Genomic DNA, 20,064 nt, shown 5'->3' on the forward strand with positions numbered 1-20,064 from the left:
CGTGCTGCCGCTCCGCAGCCGCCCGCGTCCGGGACCGGGGGACGACGGGACGCACGTGCCGCCCCGGCGCGGTCCGCCGGTGCGGTGCGGGGAACGGTCAGACGTACCGTTCGAGGATCGAGGACTCGGCCAGCCGCGAGAGGCCCTCGCGGACCGAGCGGGCGCGCGCCTCCCCGACCCCGTCCACCGCCTGGAGGTCGTCCACGCTCGCCGCGAGCAGCTTCTGCAGCCCGCCGAAGTGGTCCACCAGCCGGTCGATGACGGTGCCCGGCAGCCGCGGCACCTTGGCCAGCAGCCGGAAGCCGCGGGGCGAGACGGCCGAGTCGAGGGTCTCCGGGGCGCCGCTGTAGCCCAGTGCCCGGGCCACGGTGGCCAGTTCGAGCAGCTCGGTGTGGGTGAGCCGGTCCAGGTCGCTGAGCGCGTCGGGTACCGAGCGCACCCGGCGGCCCGCGCCCACCGTCTGCGGCGCGTAGTCCCGGACCACCAGCTCGCGCTCCGGCTCCACCCCCGCGATCAGCTCGTCCAACTGGAGCGAGAGCAGCCGTCCGTCGGTGCCCAGCTCGACGACGTACTGCTCGATCTCCGTCGCGATCCGGCGCACCATCTCCAGCCGCTGCGCCACGGCCGTGACGTCCCGCACCGTGACCAGGTCCTCGATCTCCAGCGCGGAGAGCGTCCCGGCGACCTCGTCCAGCCGCAGCTTGTAGCGCTCCAGGGTGGCCAGCGCCTGGTTGGCGCGGGAGAGGATCGCCGCCGAGTCCTCCAGCACCCGCCGCTGCCCGTCGACGTAGAGGGCGATCAGCCGCATGGACTGGCTGACCGAGACGACCGGGTAGCCCGTCTGGATCGAGACCCGCTGCGCGGTGCGGTGCCGGGTGCCGGTCTCCTCCGTCTCGATGGACGCGTCGGGGACGAGCTGCACCCCCGCCCGGACGATCTTGGAGATGTCCTTGTCGAGGATGAGCGCGCCGTCCAGCTTGCACAGCTCGCGCAGCCGGGTCGCGCTGAAGTCCACGTCGAGGACGAAGCCGCCGGTGCACAGGTGCTCGACGCTCCGGTCCATGCCGAGGACGATCAGCCCACCGGTGTTGCCGCGCAGGACGCGCTCCAGCCCGTCGCGCAGCGCCGTTCCGGGCGCGACCGCGCTCAGTGAGGCGCGCATCAGGCCGGACGCCCCCTCGGCCCTGCCGGGGACCGCTGCCCGGTCGTTGGCTGCCACTGCACTCCTTCGGTCGTGCGGGTGCCTGTCGGCATTCTCTCGACCGCCGGACCCACCGCACCCGGGCGCGGGCCGTACCCGCCCCCTCGTGGTGCCGCGCACAGCCCCCGTGGTGCTCGTGGTCGGTCGAGACCGGGGCAAAGTCTACCGGCGCGCCGAGCGGACCCCTCGCCGCGTGCGCTCCCCGCCGGGTGCCCCGGCCTCAGCCGGTGCGGGCCGGGCGGGCCGGGAGCACGCGCAGCGCTTCCCCGATGTCGGCGACCTCCAGCACCCGCATACCGTCCGGGACGCGGCCCGGGTCGCCCGGTACCAGCGCGTGGGTGAAGCCCAGCCGGGCCGCTTCCGACAGCCGCCGCTGGATCCCGGTCACCCGGCGGACCTCCCCGGCGAGTCCCACCTCGCCGATCGCCACCAGGTTCTTCGGCAGCGGGGTGTCGCTGGCCGCGCTGGCCAGCGCGAGCGCCACGGCGAGGTCGGCGGCGGGCTCGGAGAGCCGCACCCCGCCGACCGTCGCGCTGTAGATGTCCCGTTTGCCCAGGGCGCTGATCCGGCCACGCTGCTCCAGCACCGCGAGCATCATCGAGACCCGAGAGTTCTCCAGTCCGGAGGTGGTCCTGCGGGGGGAGGGGATCTGGCTGTCGACGGTGAGTGCCTGCACCTCCGCGACCAGCGGGCGGCGGCCCTCCAGCGTCACCGTCAGACAGGTGCCGGGGACGGGTTCGGCGCGCCGGGTCAGGAACAGCCCGGAGGGATCGGCCAGGCCCGTGATCCCCTCGTCGTGCAGCTCGAAGCAGCCGACCTCGTCCGTCGTGCCGTACCGGTTCTTGACGCCGCGCACCAGGCGCAGCCGCGCGTGCCGGTCGCCCTCGAAGTGCAGCACCACGTCGACCAGGTGCTCCAGCAGCCGCGGACCTGCGATGGCACCGTCCTTGGTGACGTGGCCGACCAGCAGCGTGGACATGCCCCGTTCCTTGGAGGCCCGGATCAGCGCCCCTGCCACCTCCCGCACTTGGGCGACGCCGCCGGGCGCCCCGTCGATCTCGGGGGAGGCCACCGTCTGCACCGAGTCCAGCACCAGCAGCGAGGGCTTGACCTCGTCCAGGTGGCCCAGCACCGCGGACAGGTCGGTCTCGGCGGTCAGATACAGGTCGTCATCGAGCGCGTCGATGCGGTCGGCCCGCAGGCGCACCTGGCCCGCGGACTCCTCTCCGGTCACATAGAGGGTGGGGTGGTCGCCGGAAGCGGCTTTCGCGGCGACGTCCAGCAGCAGCGTCGACTTGCCGACGCCGGGCTCACCGGCCAGCAGCACCACGGCACCGGGGACCAGCCCGCCGCCCAGCACCCGGTCCAGTTCGGGTACGCCGGTGGGGCGCGCGGTGGCCTGCTTGCCGTCCACCTCGCCGATGGGCAGCGCCGAGGCCGAGACCCGGCCGGGCGCGGTGGTCCGCACGGCAGGGGCGCCGCCCGTCTCCTCGACGGTGCCCCACGCGTGGCACTCGGGGCAGCGGCCGAGCCACTTGGCGGTCTGCCAGCCGCATTCGGTGCAGCGGTAGGTGGGGCGGTCCTTGGCGGACGTCTTACGGGCAGCCATGACCTCACCGTATAGGGGGCCACCGACAGCCGGTCCGCGACGGCGGTTACGCGCTGCCCGCTCCCCGGCGGCGCCTCCGCGGTGTCCGGAACGCGTGCCGGTCCGCCCTCCGGAACGTGCGCGGTCGGCCGGGCGCAGGATGTGCGCCTGTCATGCGCCCCTTGGTGCCCTTGGTGTCGCCAAACCCACCGGACGTGTTTTGTTTTGACGACGTCCTTCACTCGAAGGAAGGAATCAACTGTCGCGGCCCTCAGCAAAGCGCCATCATCCGCCTACCGTCGCCGGGGTGATGACCAGCAGGCGCGAGCACCCGACGAACGCCCCCGGCGCACCCCCAGCGCACCGGGCGGGCAGGACGACGCACCACCACGTCGCGCACACCGTGGCGGAGTGCGACGACGCGGACCTGAACGGCCTGTTCACCTACTGCCTCGCCGCGCTGAGCGAACACGAATCCGCCCTCGCGGCACTGGGTGAGGCGCTCGCCCTCGCGGACCGCCAACGCGCCCGCGGACGCGCCCCCGAGGGCGAGCATGCCCTCCGGCCCTGGCTCTATGCGCTGGCCCGCTGGGTCTGTGCCCGGCGGCTCGCCGACCAGCGGGAAGGCGAAGGGCGCGGAGCGCCCGTCGCGCGCGAGTGCGCCGCCGGCCCCGCTGCCGCGCGGCGGGGGACAGGCACCCGGGCGGCCGTCCGGCCCCCGGCCCCCGCCGCGTCTCCGCTCCGCCCGCCCGCCTCGCCCACCGCCGAGCGGGCCGCACTGCTCGGCGACGGCGGCCCCGGCCCGGCCGGGCACCTCCCCTCCAGCGTCCGGCGCCGCCGCGAACTGGCCGCACTGGCCTGGCCCGAGGCCGCAGGCACCTCACCCGTGCAGCGCGAGGCCCTCGAACTGTCCGTCCGCCACGGGCTGTCCGCCGCCCAGATCGCGGCGATCCTCTCGCTGCCGCCCGCCGCGGCCGAGGACTTGCTGTTGCACGCCGCCTGCGAGGTCGAGCGGACCAGGGCGGCGCTGCACGTCGTCGAGTCCGGTGGCTGCGCCGTGGTCGCCCGGCTCGCGGGGGACGAGCGGCTGCTGCTGGGCACCGCGCTGCGCCGGGAGCTGCTGGAGCACGTGGACGAGTGCCCGCAGTGCCGCCGCGCCGCCGAGCGCGCCATGGCCGGCGTCTCCTGGCCGGGTACCGCGCCCGCCTCCGCCGCGCTGGCCGTGGTGGCGGTGCCGCGGCCCGCCGTCGAGGCGGCGGCCGCGCTGGCGCGCCGGGCGAGGGCCCAGCGCACCCCGCGCTTCGACCGGGCGGGCTACCCCCAGCGCGAGCAGGCGCGTCCGGCCCGCCGGGACAGGCTGCGCAGCCGCGCGCTGACCTCGACCGTCGTCGCCGCGGTGCTGGCGGCGCCGGTGGTCGCGCTGTGGGCCGCCTACCGGGGGGCGCCCGCCACGGGCGAGCCGCAGGCCGACCGGTCGGCCACCGCGCCGGACACCGCGGGCGACGACGGCTGGAGCGGCGGTGCGGCCGGACCGGGCACCCTGGCTCCCCCGACCGGCCCACACACAGGGCAGGCGGCCCCGGACGGCGCGGCAGCGGGCCCGGTGGGCAGGGCGGCGCCGTCCCGCTCGGACGCCCGGGAGCCGTCCGGGCGCGGGCCCGGTTCGCCGTCCGCGCCGACGGTGCGGCGGCCCGCGTCGAATCCGGAGGCCTCGCCGCACCGTTCGGTGCCGGTGTCGCGGCCCGCGGTGGCCGCGCCGGGCCTCGCGGCGGCCTCCCCGTCCGGCGGTGGTTCGCCCGCCGACAGCGGTCCGCCCTCCGGGAGCAGCTCCGCGGCACCGACCGCCACCCCGTCCGCGGCGGAGCCGCCACCGGCGACGAGCCGGCCCGCCTTCGCCGACATCGCGCCCTCAGGGCCGCCCCGGGCGCCGAGCCGTTCCCCGTCCTGAGCAGGAGCGGGCCCCGCGCTGTCCGGCTCGTCCACCGCCGAGGCCGCCGGCCGTCACAGCGAGGCCGTCACACCCCGGGCGGCTCCGTGCGTCCCTGGCCGGCCCCGGCGCCGTGCGGGCCGATCGCATCCGGGCCGGCCCCGGCGGGATCGGGCCCGGCAGCATCGGCCCCGTCCCGGCCGGCCGGCTCGCGGTCGGCGGCGGCGCGGTCGGCCGCCGCGCGGGCCGTGGCCGGGTGCTCGGCCAGCAGCGGAAGCTGACCGGCCAGCCGCTCGGCGCACAGCTCGGCCAGCCGGTCGTAGCCGGGCTTGCCCATCAGCTCGGTCAGCTCGGCGCGGTACGACTCGTAGACCGGCTGCCCGGCGCCGTGTGCCGACGGCGCCGAGGTGCACCACCAGTGCAGGTCGTGTCCGCCCGACCCCCAGCCGCGCCGGTCGTACTCGCCGACGGTGACGTACAGCACCTCCTCGCCGTCCGGCAGCTCCACCCACTCGTAGCTGCGCCGGATCGGCACCTGCCAGCAGACGTCCGGCTTGGTCTCCAGTGGCTCGCGGTCCTCGCGCAGCGCGAGGGTGTGCAGCGCGCACCCGGCGCCGCCCTCGAACCCGGCCCGGTTGTTGAAGATGCAGGCTCCCTGCCAGCGGCGGGTCTGCCGTTCGCCCTCGTCGTTGACCTCGGCCCAGCCCAGGGCGCCGGTGCCCACGTCGTGGAACTGCCAGGTCTCCGGCGTCAGCCGGGCCACGTGCTCGGCGACGCGCTGCTCGTCCTCCTCGTCGGAGAAGTGGGCGCCCAGCGTGCAGCAGCCGTCGGCGGCGCGGCCGGGCGTGATGCCCTGGCAGCCGTTGCCGAACAGGCAGTTCCAGCGGGACGTCAGCCACGTCAGGTCGCAGCGGAAGACCTGCTCGTCGTCGGCCGGGTCGGGGAACTCCACCCAGGCACGGGTGACGTCGAGACCGACCTCCTCGTCGCGTGCCCGGGGCGCAGGCAGCGGCCGCGCGCCGTCCTGCTTCTTGTGCTTCGCCGCTTTCGTCTTACCCACACCGCCCAGCGTACGGGCCGCGGGCCGCGCTGCCCGGACGCCGCTCCCCGGTGTGCTGCGGCGCGGCCCGGACGGGGTGCGGCACACCGGGGGGAGCGGCGTGCCGCGGCGGGCTGCCGCGGCCGGGGGAACTCCCGTACCGTCGGCCGGGAGACGCCCCGGATCCCGACCTGGAGGTACCCGCAGCGGCGGACCGGTGAGGAGGCTAGCGTGCTGGGTATGAGACTCGGTGTCCTCGATGTGGGATCCAACACGGTCCATCTGCTCGTGGTGGACGCGCACCCCGGAGCCCGGCCGCTGCCGGCCTACTCCCACAAGACGGCGCTGCGGCTGGCCGAACTCCTGGAGGCGGACGGGTCGATCAGCGAGGAGGGCATCGACCGGATCTGCGCCACGCTCACCGAGGCGCTGCAGATATCCGAGGACAAGGGGGTCGAGGCACTGCTGCCGTTCGCGACCTCCGCGGTGCGCGAGGCGGCCAACGCGGAGCGGGTGCTGGACCGCATCGCCACGGAGACGGGCGTCAAGCTGGAGGTGCTCTCCGGCGCCGACGAGGCGCGGCTGACGTTCCTCGCGGTGCGGCGCTGGTTCGGCTGGTCGGCGGGGCGGCTGCTGGTGCTGGACATCGGCGGTGGTTCGCTGGAGATCGCCTACGGGCTGGACGAGGACCCGGACGCCGCGGTGTCGCTGCCGCTGGGCGCCGGTCGGCTCACCTCCGGCTGGCTGCCGGGCGACCCGCCCGCCCGGGAGGACGTGCGGGCCCTGCGGCGGCATGTGCGCGCGGAGATCGCCCGCACGGTGGGGGAGTTCAACCGGTTCAGCCCGCCCGACCACGTGGTGGCCACCTCCAAGACCTTCAAGCAGCTCGCCCGGATGGCGGGGGCCCCGCGCAGCGCGGAGGGCCTCTACGCCCGCCGGGTGCTGGGCCGGGGGACGCTGGAGGAGTGGGTGCCGAAGCTCGCGGTGATGCCCGCGCAGGAGCGCGCGGCCCTGCCCGGGGTCTCCGAGGGGCGGGCCCGCCAGCTGCTGGCGGGCGCGCTGGTGGCGGAGGCGGCCCTGGATCTGTTCGCCGTCCCCGAGGTCGAGATCTGCCCGTGGGCGCTCCGCGAGGGCATCATCCTGCGCCGTCTGGACCGCCTCCGCACGGTGTGAGCCCCGCTCGCGCCGGCCGCCGGCGTGCTGGGCCCGGGGGCCGGGCGGCGGGGGCCGGTCCCTCACGGGTGGCGAACCGCGCTTAGGGTGGCTGGGTGGGCATCGAAAGCGTGCGGGTCCCCCAGGCGAAGATCGCGCTGTCGACGGCCTCGGTGTACCCGGAGTCGACGGCCGCGGCCTTCGAGATCGCCGCGCGCCTCGGCTACGACGGCGTCGAGGTCATGGTGTGGACCGACCCGGTCAGCCAGGACGTCGAGGCGCTGCGGCGGCTGTCCGACTTCCACGGGGTGCCGATTCTGGCCGTGCACGCGCCGTGCCTGCTCATCACGCAGCGTGTCTGGTCCACCGATCCGTGGACGAAGCTGGTCCGGGCCAGGGCGGCGGCCGAGACGCTCGGTGCGTCCACCGTCGTGGTGCATCCGCCGTTCCGCTGGCAGCGCAGCTACGCGCGGGAGTTCGAGCGCGGGGTGTGGCGGATGGCGGACGAGACCGACGTGCGGTTCGCGGTCGAGAACATGTACCCCTGGCGCTACCGGGACCGGGAGATGCTGGCCTACGCACCCGACTGGGACCCCACCCGGAACGACTACCGGCACTTCACGATCGACCTCTCGCACACGGCGACGGCCCGCAACGACACCCTCGCCATGGTGGACCGGATGGGCGACCGCCTGGGTCATGTGCACCTCGCCGACGGGAGCGGCTCGGCCAAGGACGAGCACCTGGTCCCGGGACGGGGCGCGCAGCCCTGCGCGGAGGTGCTGGAGCGGCTGGCCGCCCGCGGGTTCGACGGCCATGTGGTCGTCGAGGTGAACACACGGCGTGCCATGTCGGCTGCCGAGCGCGAGGAGGACCTGGCGGAGGCCCTGGCCTACACCCGGCTGCACCTCGCCGCCCCCGGCGCCGCTCCGGCCGACGGGACCGGCGGCGAGCAGGGCGGCGGCCGGCGGGCCGCCGGGCGCCGCATGGGCCGGAGGAAGGCATGAGCGGGGGCTCCGCCGGCGAGCCGGCGCCCGCACCCCGCAGGCGGGGCCGCCCGGCGCGGCGTGCCGCCGAGGACGGGCCCGGGACGCGGGAGCGGATCCTGGCGTCGGCCCGGAGCGAGTTCGCCGAGCACGGCTACGACAAGGTCTCCGTCCGGGCCATCGCGCGCGGCGCCGGGGTGGACGCGGCGCTGGTCCACCACTACTTCGGCACCAAGGAGCAGGTGTTCGCCGCCGCGGTCGAGGGCGCCATCGCGCCCGTGCTGATCGTCCCGGAGCTGGTCCGGGGGACCGCGCCGGACGCCGTGGGGGAGACGGTCACCCGCAGGTTCCTGGAGACCTGGGACGACCCCGCGACCCGGGCGCCGCTGCTGGCGATCCTCCGCTCGGCGGTCAACAACGAACGGGCGGCGGCCGTCTTCCGCGGGCTGCTGACCCGCAATCTGCTGAATCGGCTGGCGGTACAGCTCCCGGAGTCGGACGCGGAGCTGCGGGTCTCGCTGGCGGCGGCCCAGCTGGTCGGGGCGGCCATGCTGCGGTACGTCATCCAGCTGGAGCCGCTGGCCTCCGAGCCGCTGGCGACCGTGACCGCCCGGCTGGCGCCGGTCGTCCAGCGCCATCTCACCGGGCCGGACCCGGCGGGCGATCCGGGCCCGGCGGGCGGCAGCGGGCTGCGGACCACTGGCTGAACCCGATTCCGTCCACCATCCGGACCCCCTGTCCGGATCCTGAGCGGTAGGCGTACGCTCGGATGTTCCACGTACCGCACGATTCCCTCGTACGGCAGTGTTCATCTCGGATCATCTCGGATACGTACCGCAGCGGTCGCCGGGCCCACCGCCGTGGCGGCCGCCCGCACCAAGGAGGGGCAGCCATGCCCGAGCTGAGGTCCCGCACCGTCACCCACGGACGCAACATGGCGGGGGCGCGCGCCCTCATGCAGGCATCCGGTGTAGCGCGCGAGGACTTCGGCAAGCCGATCGTCGCGGTCGCCAACAGCTTCACCGAGTTCGTGCCGGGCCACACCCACTTGCAGCCGGTGGGCCGGATCGTCAGCGAGGCGGTCAAGGCCGCGGGCGGCATCCCGCGCGAGTTCAACTCGATCGCGGTGGACGACGGCATCGCCATGGGCCACGGCGGCATGCTCTACTCGCTGCCCTCCCGGGACCTGATCGCCGACTCCGTCGAGTACATGGTCGAGGCGCACTGCGCGGACGCGCTGATCTGCATCTCCAACTGCGACAAGATCACCCCCGGGATGCTGATGGCCGCGATGCGGCTCGATGTGCCCACCGTCTTCGTCTCCGGCGGGCCCATGGAGGCCGGCCGGGCGACGCTGGTGAACGGCACCGTCCGCAAGCTCGATCTGGTCGACGCGATGTCCGAGGCCGTCAACGACAAGGTCTCCGACGAGGACATCCTGCGCATCGAGGAGAACGCCTGCCCGACCTGTGGCTCCTGCTCGGGCATGTTCACCGCGAACTCCATGAACTGCCTCACCGAGGCCCTCGGCCTGGCCCTGCCCGGCAACGGCTCCGTGCTGGCCACCCACACGGCGCGCAAGGAGCTCTACGAGACGGCGGGCCGTACGGTCGTCGAGATCGCCCGGCGCTACTACGACCAGGACGACGCGAGCGTCCTGCCGCGCAACGTCGGCTCCCGCGCCGCCTTCGAGAACGCCATGGCCCTGGACATCGCCATGGGCGGCTCCACCAACACGATCCTGCACCTGCTGGCCGCGGCCCAGGAGGCCGGGCTGGAGTTCACGATGCACGACATCGACCAGCTCTCCCGCGCCCTGCCGTGCCTGGCCAAGGTCGCCCCGAACGTGGCCCCGGGCGGCACCTACTACATGGAGGACGTGCACCGGGCCGGCGGCATCCCCGCCATCCTGGGCGAACTCCACCGCGGCGGGCTGCTCAACGAGGACGTGCGCACCGTGCACGCCGACTCGCTGGAGGAGTGGCTCAAGACCTGGGACATCCGCGGCGACTCGCCCGCGCCGCGGGCCGTGGAGCTCTTCCACGCGGCGCCCGGCTGCAAGCGCTCCGCCGAGGCGTTCTCGCAGTCCGAGCGCTGGGAGTCGCTGGACACGGACGCGGCGGGCGGCTGCATCCGCGACGTCGAGCACGCCTACTCCGCCGAGGGCGGGCTGGCGGTGCTGTACGGCAACCTGGCCGAGAACGGCTGCGTGGTGAAGACCGCGGGCGTCGACGAGTCGATCCTCACCTTCACCGGACCCGCCGTGGTCTGCGAGTCCCAGGAAGAGGCCGTCCAGAAGATCCTCGACAAGACGGTCAAGGAGGGCGACGTCGTCGTCATCCGCTACGAGGGCCCCAAGGGCGGCCCCGGGATGCAGGAGATGCTCTACCCCACCTCCTTCCTCAAGGGCCGCGGGCTGGGCAAGGCGTGCGCGCTGATCACCGACGGCCGGTTCTCCGGCGGCACCTCGGGGCTGTCCATCGGCCACATCTCCCCGGAGGCGGCGGGCGGCGGCACGATCGCGCTGGTGGAGGACGGCGACCCGGTCGTCATCGACATCCCCGAACGGCAGCTGCGCCTGGACGTCCCCGAGGAGACGCTCGCCGCCCGCCGCGAGGCGCTGGCCGGCCGGTACGCGCCCGTCGCCCGCGAGCGCAAGGTCTCCACCGCACTGCGCGCCTACGCGGCGATGGCCACCAGCGCCGACCGGGGTGCCGTCCGCGACGTGACCCAGCTGGAGCGCTGACCTCCCGAGGAACGGCGGCCCCGGAGACAGCGGCCCCGGAGACAGCGGCCCGGGGGACGGCGGCCCGGAGGAGTGCCGGGCCGCGGGCCGGAGGGGCCCGGGAGCGCGCCGCCGCCCCCGGGCCATAATCGAGACGTGCCCCAGGAACACGGAAACCCCGACGCACCGGCCCCCGAACCGCTCCGCTTCTACGGCACCACGTGGGTCGACCACTCCGGCGGCTACGCGCTGCGCCGCGCCGCATCGGGGGTGGGCGCGGTGCTGGCGGCCGCCGCGGGCGCGGTCGTGCTGCGCTTCGCGTACCAGGGCGTGGTGCTGGCCGACATCGGCAGCTGGGCGAGCCTGCTGCTGGTCGCCGCGTTCGCGGTGTGCAGCGCGCTGGCGTTCTCCCGCACCCTCACCTCCTACAGCCGCCGCCCCGACGAGCGCGACGCGGCGGCCGAGTCCTCGATGCGCAGCATCCGGCTCATCGGCTTCATCGGGGTGCTGCTCGCCTACGCGCTGCGCAGCTGCGTCGAGGCCCCCGGCGAGAAGCTGCACCGCGCCGAGTACGAGGCGGCCCGCGCCCGCCACGAACGGCAGCGCAGCGCCCGCACCGGGAACCCCGCCGCACGCCGCCGGAAGGGCAAGCGCTGAGCCCGTGCCGACGGCCCGAAGCACTCCGGCGCTTCCCGGCACTCTCCCTGACGCTTCCTGATTGCGGGAGGACCCCGAGGGTCCTCCCGCAGCCGTCTCAGGGGGAACCCTGAACTGCCCCGGACTGCGGGCGGTTGGGCTCGACACGCCGTTCCGCCACGTGTCAGATTCTTCTTACACACCCGAGGGAGAGGGGCCGCGGTGGGCGCGATCGAGGCCCCTTCCGGAGACGAGCTGCTGAAGGTCCTGGCGGCGCTCGGCAATCCGCACCGGATGCGGATCGTCGCGGCACTGGCCGGGGGCCGCAACTACGTCAGCGGACTCGCCCGCGAGATCGGCATGAGCCGTCCGCTGCTGCACATGCACCTCCAGCGGCTGGAGGCCGCCGGCCTCGTGGTCGGCACGCTGGAGCTCTCGGACAGCGGCAAGGCGATGAAGTTCTTCGAGGTGGCGCCGTTCGGCTACGCCCTGACCCCGCAGGCCGTCGCGGAGGCGGCGCGCACCCTCACGGACCGGGCACCGGACGGGAGAACCGCCGCACCCCCGGGCGGCGGTGGAGCGCAGGACGGGACAGCGCAGGACGGGACAGCCCCGGACGAGAAAGAGGAAACGCAGTGAACGAGCAGCTCATGACCGCGGCAGAGGTCGATCCGGCCGGGATCTGGGCGGCGGCGCTCGGCACCGGAGGCGTCTTCGTCCTGCTGATCGTCATCGTCTGGCAGATCGCCGCCACCTGGCGGGCCCGCATGCTGGCCGCCCGCGAGGACCAGTACAAGGCGCTGACCGACAAGTACGCGCAGCTCCTGGAGGACAACGTCGAGCTGCACCGCCGCACCCTGGACGAGCTGACGCAGGCCCGGCAGTCGATCGCCTCGATGGAGAAGCTGATGCGCGAAGTCGAGTAGACCCCTGCAGCACCCCGTACGGACTTCCAGGGACTCCAGGGCCCGTACGGCCCCGTACGACGTCACATCCGCCGCATCCCGGCGGCCACCGGCGCTCGTACGGCCGGGAGCGGCAACTCCCGGCCGTACCTGTGAGCGCGAGCATTCCGCGAACCCCTCGCGTCCCGCACCCACACCCATGGAGGTTACCCATGCCTGCCCGCCCCCGACCCCCGGCCGGGAGAACCCCCGTGCCGCGCCGGCTGGCCACGGCCCCCGGCGGCAGGCGCGCCAAGTGGCTGGTCCTCGCGGCCTGGCTGATCCTCGTCGCGGCCCTCGGCCCGCTGGCCGGCAAGCTCGGCGAGGTCGAGGACAGCAGCTCCAACGCGTTCCTGCCCGGCAGCGCCGAGTCGGCCCAGGTCAACACCGAACTGGAGAAGTTCCGCGGCGAGGACGAGATCATCCCCGCCGTGGTCGTCTACTCCCGCGGGTCCGCCACCACTCCGGCCGACGCCGCCGAGGCCCGCGCCGACCGCGCCGCCTTCGCTCCGCTGGCGGCCCGCGGCGAGCAGATCAGCGGGCCGGTCCCGTCCGCGGACGGCAAGGCGTTGATGCTGGTGGTGCCGCTCTCCACCGCCGGGGACGACGTCACCGGTGACGTGGAGAAGGTCCGCTCGGTAGCGGCGGCCAACGCGCCGCCCGGCCTGGATGTCGAGGTCGGCGGCCCGGCCGGGTCGCTGATCGACAGCATCGAGGTCTTCGACAACCTCGACTCCACGCTGATGCTGGCCACCGGCGCCGTCGTCACGCTGCTGCTCCTGCTCACCTACCGCAGTCCGCTGCTGTGGCTCGTCCCGGTGCTGTCGGTCGGCTTCGCCGCGGTCCTCACCCAGGTCGCCACCTTCGCGCTGGCCAAGTACGCCGCGCTGCCCGTCGATCCGCAGAGCGCGGGCATCCTCATGGTGCTGGTCTTCGGGGTCGGTACCGACTACGCACTGCTGCTCATCGCCCGCTACCGGGAGGAGCTGCACCGCCACGAGGACCGGCACGACGCGATGCGGCTGGCGCTGCGCCGCTCCGGCCCGGCGATCGTGGCCTCGGCCGGCACCATCGCCGTCGGGCTCGCCTGCCTGGCGTTCGCGGACATCAACTCCTCGCGTTCGCTGGGCCTGGTCGGAGCGGTCGGTGTGGTCTGCGCCCTGCTGGCGATGATCACCGTGCTGCCCGCGCTGCTGGTGGTGACGGGCCGCTGGGTGTTCTGGCCGTTCGTCCCGCGCTGCACCGGGGCTCCGGCGGGGGAGGAGTCCGGGCAGGACGCCGGCCCTCGCACCGTCTGGACCCGGATCGGTGCACTGCTGGATCGCCGTCCGCGCTGGTCGTGGCTGATGTCCGTGGCCGTCACCGCCGTGCTGGCGCTGAGCGCGACCGGGATCACGATGGGCCTGACGAACGCGGAGATGTTCCAGGACAAGCCGGAGTCGGTGGTCGCCCAGGAGAAGCTCTCCGCGCACTACCCGTCCGGCTCCTCCGACCCGGCCACCGTGGTCGTGCGGACGGCGGAGCGGGCCGAGACCGAGCGGGCCGCCGCCGCGGTCCCCGGGGTGGAGTCCGTCGAGACCGCCGACCGCACCGCCGACGGGTCGCTGACCTCCCTGTCGGTCGTCCTGCGGGACGCGCCGGACAGCACGGCCGCCGAGCGCACCGTCGACCGGCTGCGTACCGCGGTGCACCGGGTGGACGGGGCCGAGGCCCTGGTGGGCGGTACGACGGCGGAGTCGCTGGACACCCGGCGTGCGGCGGAGAGCGATCTGAAGGTCGTCATCCCGGTCGTGCTCGCCGTCGTCCTGCTCGTCCTGGTGGCGCTGCTGCGCTCGCTGCTCGCGCCGCTGGTGCTGCTGGCCACGGTGGTGCTGTCCTACTTCGGCGCGCTGGGGGCCTCGCATCTGGTCTTCGCGTACCTGCTGGACTTCCCCGCCGTGGACAACTCCCTCCCGCTGATGGGCTTCGTGTTCCTGGTGGCGCTGGGCATCGACTACAACATCTTCCTGATGACCCGGGTCCGCGAGGAGGTGGCCTTGCGCGGCCACCGCGCGGGCGTGCTGACCGGGCTCAGCTCCACGGGCGGTGTGATCACCTCGGCGGGCATCGTGCTGGCGGCCACCTTCGCGGTCATCGCCTCGATGCCGCTGGTGTCGATGGCCCAGCTCGGGGTGCTGGTCGGGATCGGCGTCCTGTTGGACACCTTCCTGGTCCGCACCGTGCTGGTGCCGTCGCTGGCACTCGACATCGGGGCCCGTATCTGGTGGCCGAGCCGGCTGGGCCGCGCCCCGCAGCCGGCTGCCGGGCCCGGCAGCCCGGAGGAGGGCGATGCCGGGGAAACCGGGAGCCCCGGCGGCCCGGGAGGCCGTGCGCTGGAGCGCGTCTGACCGGACCGGATTCGCCGGCCGAGAGCGCCGCGTCCGTCCCATCGGCGGTGCCGGAGCCCCTGCTGCCACGCAGGGGCTCCGGCACCGCCGTTTGATTTCGGTCCGGCCGCTTGACGCTCCCGTCCCACCGACCACATAATTCATCGCGTGATGAATAAAACTCCGCCCGGCTCCGCCGAGCCGCCCACCGCCGGCCCGGCCGCGGACCCGCCCGCCGTCCACGCCCGCGGCCTCACCGTGCTCCGCGGCCACCGCCGCGTCCTCGACCAGCTCTCCTTCGACATCGCCCCCGGCACCGTCACCGGCCTCCTCGGGCCCTCCGGCAGCGGCAAATCCACCCTCATCCGGGCCGTCGTCGGCACCCAGGCCAAGGTCACCGGCACCCTCGACGTCCTGGGCAGGCCCGCGGGCTCCGCGCCGCTGCGCTCCCGCGTCGGCTACGTCACCCAGTCCCCCTCCGTCTACGCGGACCTGACCGCCCGGCAGAACCTCGACTACTACGCCGCGGTCCTCGGCATCCCGCGCGCCGACCGCGCCACCGCCGTCACCCGGGCCCTCACCGACGTCGACCTCACCTCCCACGCCGACGACCTGACGGGCAACCTCTCCGGCGGCCAGTCCTCCCGCGTCTCCCTCGCCGTCGCCCTGCTCGGCACCCCCGAACTGCTCGTCCTGGACGAACCCACCGTCGGCCTCGACCCCGTGCTCCGCCGCGACCTGTGGAACCTCTTCCACCGCCTGGCCGCACACGGCACCACCCTGCTGATCTCCTCGCACGTGATGGACGAGGCCGACCGCTGCGAACACCTGCTCCTCGTCCGGGACGGCACCCTGCTCGCCGCCGACACCCCGCAGGCACTCCGCGAGGCCACCGGCAGCGACACCGTCGAGGACGCCTTCCTCCGACTCGTCGAATCCGCCCGCACCGAGCCGGCCGACCACCCCCTGCGAGGCACCCCGTGAACGCCGCCCGTACCTTCGCCACCGCACGCCGGGTCCTGCGCCAACTCGCCCACGACCCGCGCACCATCGCACTGCTGCTGCTCGTCCCGGTCCTGCTGCTGGTCCTGCTCTACTACGTCTTCGACGCCGACCGGCGCTCCTTCGACAGCATCGGGGCCTCGCTGCTGGGCATCTTCCCGCTGGTGACGATGTTCCTGGTCACCTCCATCGCCACACTGCGCGAGCGCACCTCCGGCACCCTGGAGCGGCTGCTGTCGATGCCCCTGGGCAAGGCCGACCTGATCCTCGGCTACGCCCTGGCCTTCGGCGCCCTCGCCGTCGTCCAGGCGTCCGCCGCCACCGGCGTCGCGGTCGGGCTGCTGGACCTCGACATCGCCGGCTCGCCCTGGCTGCTGCTGCTCGTCGCCCTGCTCGACGCGCTGCTCGGCACGGCGCTCGGGCTCTTCGTCTCCGCGTTCGCCGCGTCCGAGTTCCAGGTGGTCCAGTTCATGCCCGCGGTGATCTTCCCGCAGCTCCTGCTCTGTGGCCTGTTCGCACCCCGCAGCAGCATGCAGCCGGCCCTGGAGGCGGTCTCCGACGTGCTGCCCATGTCCTACGCCGTCGACGGCATGACGGAGGTGCTCAAACACCCCGACGCCACCGGGGACTTCGTCCGCGACGTGGCCGTCGTCGCCGGCTGCGCCCTCCTCGTTCTCTTCCTCGGCGCCGCCACCCTCCGCCGCCGCACGACCTGACCCGGGCCGCCCGGCCGCCGGGGCGGGTCCGCGCTGTGGAACGGCCCCGCTACGGAGCGCGAGCCGGTGCGAGGATGGGCACCGCGTCCACGAACGTGGACAGGGCGGACGCAGACGGGCCCGCCCGACGCGCGCAACGAGGCACGAGGTGAAGCACCCATGACCCCCCAGAACGTCGCGGTCCTCGGCACCGGCAAGATCGGCGAAGCGCTGCTCTCCGGCATGCTCAGGGGCGGCTGGTCACCCGCCCGTCTGCTGGTCACCGCCCGCCGCCCGGAGCGCGCCGCGGAACTGCGCCGACGCTACGAGGTGGAGACCGTCGGCAACGCCGAAGCCGCCGCGCGCGCCGACACCCTCATCCTCACCCCCAAACCGCAGGACATGGCCGCACTGCTGGACGAACTCGCCCCGCACGTCCCCGCGGACCGCCTGGTGATCAGCGGCGCGGCCGGCATCACCACCCGCTCCCTGGAGCAGCGCCTGGCCGAGGGCACCCCGGTCATCCGCGTGATGGCCAACACCCCGGCCCTGGTCGACGAGGCCATGTCCGTCATCTCCCCCGGCACCCACGCCACCGAGGACCATCTCAAGCTCGCCGACGAGATCTTCGGCGGCGTCGGCAAGACCCTCCGCCTCCCGGAGAACCAGCAGGACGCGGCCACCGCCCTCTCCGGCTCCGGCCCCGCCTACTTCTTCTTCCTGGTCGAGGCCATGACCGACGCGGGCATCCAGCTCGGCCTCCCGCGCGACAAGGCGCACGAGCTGATCGTCCAGGCCGCCGTCGGCGCCGCCACCATGCTCCGGGACAGCGGCGAACACCCCGTCACCCTCCGCGAGAACGTCACCTCGCCCGGCGGCACCACCATCAACGCCATCCGCGAACTGGAGAACCACCGCGTCCGCGCCGCCTTCATCGACGCCATCGAGGCCGCCCGCGACCGCAGCCGCGAACTCGGCGGCTAGCCCGGGCGCCGGCCGGCTCCGGCGGAGGCAGGCCGCAGGCGGCTAGCAGCGCTGTCCCCCGGGCCCGGCGCCCGCGCCGGGCCCGGATCCGCCCGTCCCGGCCCCGGCTCCCCGGGAGCGGACGTGCGAGCCCGGCGCCGCAGCCGGACGGTGCGGGCCCCCTCGTGCACCAGCGTGATCGTGAACGCGAGGGCCAGCCCCAGCGCCACCCCGTACAGTGGCGTCTCCTCGAAGGCCGCGCCGCCCGCATACCCCAGACAGGCCGAGTAGACCGCCCAGCTCACCGTTGCGACGGCGGCGTACCGGGTGAACGACCGGCGCGGGAACCCCGTCGCGCCGGTGATGAGGGTGGCGGCCGTCCGCCCTCCCGGGATGTAGCGCGCCGCCACCAGCACGAGCCCGCCCCGCTCGGCCGGCATCCGCCCCACCCGCTCGTACACCCGCCACGCCCGGCTCCCCTCCTGCAACCGCGCCTGCACCCGTGCCCCCGAGCGCCGTCCGATCGCATACGAGACGTGGTCCCCGGCGAACGCACCGAGCGCCGCCACCAGGATCACCGGCGCCAGCGCCGGCTCGCCCTGTGCCGCGGCGAACACCCCCAGCGTGATCACCAGCGTCTCGCTCGGCACCACGGGGAAGAACCCGTCCAGCATCGCGATCCCGAACAGCGCCACATACACCCACGGCGTGCTGACGAACCCCTCGACCGCATGCACTATCGCGTCATTCATGGCCCGGAACGTACGGAGCGGCACCGCCGGCCCGCAGCGCACGATCGTCGCCGGATGCCCTGCACTTTCGACAGAGGCGCGCTCCCCACCCGCCGCGTACCGTGACCGGCGTGAACTCTCCCGCACGTGTCCCCCGCCGCCTGGACCGGCTGCGGAAGGCCGGACGCAAGGGACCCGGCGCGGGTGTGCGTGCGACCCTGCGCCGCCCCGGGGCCCGCGCGGCCTTGCACGATGCCGCCCTGTGGCTGCTCATGGCCTGGCCCCTGGCCACGGTGCACGACGTCCCGCTCCTGCTCCGCGTGCCGGCCGCCCCGCTGCTCGCGCTCGCGGCAGCCCTCAGCCGTCGGGCCCCCCTCGCGGCCGCGGCCGTACCCGCCGCGCTCAGCCTCGCCGCCACACCAGAACTGTTCACCAGCACCTTCTGCCCGGCTCTGGTCGCGCTCAGCTTTCTGCTCGGCCGCCGCGCGGAGCACGTGCGGCCCTCGATCGTCGCCGCCGCAGTGCTGTGCGCGGCAGGACTCGTCTCCGCGCTCACACTGCCGGGCGGCGATCTGTGGGACTGGTTCACCCTGGTCACGACGGTCGTCTTCGCCGCGGTCCTGCCGTGGCTGCTGGGCCGCTTCCGCCGCCAGCAGTACGAACTCCAGAGCGCGGGCTGGGAGCTGGCCGCGCGCATGGAGCGGGAACAGCAGCTGGTCGCGGAGCGCACCCGGCTGCGCGAACGCTCCCGGATCGCGGGGGACATGCACGACTCCCTCGGGCACGACCTCAGCCTCATCGCCGTCCGTGCCGCCGGGCTTCAGGTCTCCCGGGGGGTGGACGAGGATGCTCGCGCCTCGGCCGCCGAACTCCGGCAGGCCGCCGCCGACGCCACCGAACGCCTCCACCGGATCATCGGCCTCCTCCGCCAGGACACCACCGGGCTCCCGCAGGACGCCCCCGAGATCACCTCCGAGACCGTCCCGGAACTGGTAGGGCGCACCGCCGCCTCCGGAGTCGACATCGTCCTCCACCGGCACGGCACCGACGCGCCGCCGGAAGCGTCCGGAGGCCGGTCCGCCCCGCTGCCCCCGATGGTCGACCGGGCCGTCCACCGGGTGGTGCAGGAAGCGGTGACCAACGCGACGAAGCACGCGCCCGGGTCCCGCATCGCCGTCGAACTGCGCCGGGACGACGACTGCCTGAGCGTTCGCGTGCGCGACTCCCCGGCGGCGGACACGCCGCCGGACGCTGTGCCGCCGGACGCTGTGCCGCCGGTGCCGGAGAGCGGCTCCGGCACCGGCCTGATCAGTCTGGACGAACGCGTCCGCCAGCTCGGCGGCACCTTCCGGGCCCGTCCCACCCGGGACGGCTTCGAAGTGGCGGCCCGCCTCCCGCTCACCCCCGGGCCGCTCCCGCGTGCCCCCTCGGACGCGCTGATCGGCCCGTCCCGCTCACAGGAGGAACTGGCCCAGGCCCGCAGACGCGTACACCGCGGCGTGGTCAACGTGCTCTGGATCCCGGCAGCCGCCACCGCGGCGCTGGCGGTTCTGATGTACGGCTTCCAGATCTACACCTCACACGAATCGGTGCTGTCCCGCGGCACCTACGACAAGCTGCGCGTCGGCACCGCGGAGACCTCCGTGACGCCGCGGCTGCCCGGGTACCAGTACGACGAGGAGACCCGGCCGTCCGGCGTCCCCCCGGACCCCGCCGACACCGACGAGTGCCGCTTCTACCGCACCGCCACCTTCGCCGATTCGCCGCTGTACCGGCTCTGCTTCCGGGACGGCAGGCTCTCCGCCAAGGATCGCGTCACCCGGGAGCGCACCGCCCGGGACCGCGACGACCGCTGACGGCGGCCCGTGCCGGGGCCGGGACCGGGGAGAGGGACCAGGGCTGTGAGACCGGGCAGGAGGGCCCGCGGCGGAGATCGCGGGACAGTGGCTGGAGGGACGGACGAGTTGCATGAGGCAACGGAGGCGAAATCGGCAGTTGACACGGTGGTCATCGGTCCGTAAGGTTCCTCGGGTTGTCAGCGGCCGGTCACGGCTTCTGGTGACACTTCCCGCCGTTCCGGCGGATCCTCTACTACTGAGCACTCTCCCT

Annotated in this window: 17 protein-coding genes; 13 read left to right on the forward strand and 4 right to left on the reverse strand. The window is 74.4% G+C overall.

Annotation, left to right across the window (positions count from 1 at the left end):
• Positions 1–97: 97 nt before the first annotated feature.
• Positions 98–1,219, reverse strand: a complete 1,122-nt coding sequence (gene disA / locus ACFYMO_RS18335) for a DNA integrity scanning diadenylate cyclase DisA (RefSeq protein WP_360298960.1) — start codon at positions 1,217–1,219, stop codon at positions 98–100.
• A 202-nt stretch (positions 1,220–1,421) separates the two neighbouring features.
• Entirely contained in the window at positions 1,422–2,810 is a 1,389-nt protein-coding gene (gene radA / locus ACFYMO_RS18340; protein ID WP_366773832.1) for a DNA repair protein RadA, read from the reverse strand.
• Positions 2,811–3,099: 289 nt separating this feature from the next.
• Between radA and ACFYMO_RS18345 the strand changes: the two genes are divergently transcribed.
• Complete coding sequence (locus ACFYMO_RS18345; protein ID WP_366773883.1) at positions 3,100–4,737, forward strand: hypothetical protein; 1,638 nt, start codon at positions 3,100–3,102, stop codon at positions 4,735–4,737.
• A 67-nt stretch (positions 4,738–4,804) separates the two neighbouring features.
• On the opposite strand, the gene ACFYMO_RS18350 is transcribed toward ACFYMO_RS18345, so the two are convergent.
• The gene (locus ACFYMO_RS18350; RefSeq protein WP_366773831.1) at positions 4,805–5,776 is read right to left on the reverse strand and encodes a hypothetical protein; all 972 of its coding nucleotides are present in this window, start codon (positions 5,774–5,776) and stop codon (positions 4,805–4,807) included.
• A gap of 219 nt (positions 5,777–5,995) precedes the next feature.
• Between ACFYMO_RS18350 and ACFYMO_RS18355 the strand changes: the two genes are divergently transcribed.
• From ACFYMO_RS18355 to proC, 11 genes are all read left to right on the forward strand, one after another.
• Positions 5,996–6,928 (forward strand): Ppx/GppA phosphatase family protein, encoded by a 933-nt coding sequence (locus ACFYMO_RS18355; protein ID WP_366773830.1) that lies wholly within the window; start codon positions 5,996–5,998, stop codon positions 6,926–6,928.
• A gap of 95 nt (positions 6,929–7,023) precedes the next feature.
• Positions 7,024–7,914, forward strand: coding sequence for a sugar phosphate isomerase/epimerase (locus ACFYMO_RS18360; protein ID WP_366773829.1), 891 nt, complete (start codon positions 7,024–7,026; stop codon positions 7,912–7,914).
• Positions 7,911–8,600, forward strand: a complete 690-nt coding sequence (locus ACFYMO_RS18365) for a TetR family transcriptional regulator (protein ID WP_366773828.1) — start codon at positions 7,911–7,913, stop codon at positions 8,598–8,600. Before ACFYMO_RS18360 ends, ACFYMO_RS18365 begins: the two co-directional genes overlap by 4 nt.
• A gap of 185 nt (positions 8,601–8,785) precedes the next feature.
• Positions 8,786–10,639 carry a dihydroxy-acid dehydratase gene (gene ilvD / locus ACFYMO_RS18370; protein ID WP_360298942.1) on the forward strand — a complete coding sequence of 618 codons (1,854 nt, stop codon included), beginning with the start codon at positions 8,786–8,788 and terminating at the stop codon, positions 10,637–10,639.
• Positions 10,640–10,774: 135 nt separating this feature from the next.
• The gene (locus ACFYMO_RS18375) at positions 10,775–11,275 is read left to right on the forward strand and encodes a hypothetical protein (RefSeq protein WP_366773827.1); all 501 of its coding nucleotides are present in this window, start codon (positions 10,775–10,777) and stop codon (positions 11,273–11,275) included.
• 201 nt (positions 11,276–11,476) lie between these two features.
• Positions 11,477–11,893, forward strand: a complete 417-nt coding sequence (locus ACFYMO_RS18380) for a winged helix-turn-helix domain-containing protein (RefSeq protein ID WP_366773826.1) — start codon at positions 11,477–11,479, stop codon at positions 11,891–11,893.
• Complete coding sequence (locus ACFYMO_RS18385; RefSeq protein WP_366773825.1) at positions 11,890–12,180, forward strand: hypothetical protein; 291 nt, start codon at positions 11,890–11,892, stop codon at positions 12,178–12,180. Before ACFYMO_RS18380 ends, ACFYMO_RS18385 begins: the two co-directional genes overlap by 4 nt.
• Positions 12,181–12,371: 191 nt before the next feature.
• Positions 12,372–14,585: an MMPL family transporter gene (locus ACFYMO_RS18390; protein ID WP_366773823.1), complete on the forward strand. Its 2,214-nt coding sequence runs from the start codon at positions 12,372–12,374 to the stop codon at positions 14,583–14,585.
• A 150-nt stretch (positions 14,586–14,735) separates the two neighbouring features.
• Positions 14,736–15,548, forward strand: coding sequence for an ABC transporter ATP-binding protein (locus ACFYMO_RS18395; protein ID WP_366773882.1), 813 nt, complete (start codon positions 14,736–14,738; stop codon positions 15,546–15,548).
• On the forward strand, positions 15,545–16,282 hold the full coding sequence (locus tag ACFYMO_RS18400; protein ID WP_366773822.1) for an ABC transporter permease: 738 nt from the start codon (positions 15,545–15,547) through the stop codon (positions 16,280–16,282). Before ACFYMO_RS18395 ends, ACFYMO_RS18400 begins: the two co-directional genes overlap by 4 nt.
• A gap of 159 nt (positions 16,283–16,441) precedes the next feature.
• Complete coding sequence (gene proC, locus ACFYMO_RS18405; protein WP_360300593.1) at positions 16,442–17,245, forward strand: pyrroline-5-carboxylate reductase; 804 nt, start codon at positions 16,442–16,444, stop codon at positions 17,243–17,245.
• Here proC and ACFYMO_RS18410 read toward each other — a convergent pair.
• On the reverse strand, positions 17,242–17,976 hold the full coding sequence (locus tag ACFYMO_RS18410) for a DedA family protein (protein WP_366773821.1): 735 nt from the start codon (positions 17,974–17,976) through the stop codon (positions 17,242–17,244). The genes proC and ACFYMO_RS18410 overlap by 4 nt on opposite strands.
• A 110-nt stretch (positions 17,977–18,086) precedes the next feature.
• Here ACFYMO_RS18410 and ACFYMO_RS18415 point away from each other — a divergent pair, with 110 nt between their 5' ends.
• Positions 18,087–19,811, forward strand: coding sequence for a sensor histidine kinase (locus tag ACFYMO_RS18415; protein ID WP_388547396.1), 1,725 nt, complete (start codon positions 18,087–18,089; stop codon positions 19,809–19,811).
• The last annotated feature ends 253 nt before the right edge of the window (positions 19,812–20,064 follow it).

It is taken from the genome of Streptomyces sp. NPDC007025 (assembly GCF_042869455.1).
Taxonomy (GTDB): domain Bacteria; phylum Actinomycetota; class Actinomycetes; order Streptomycetales; family Streptomycetaceae; genus Streptomyces.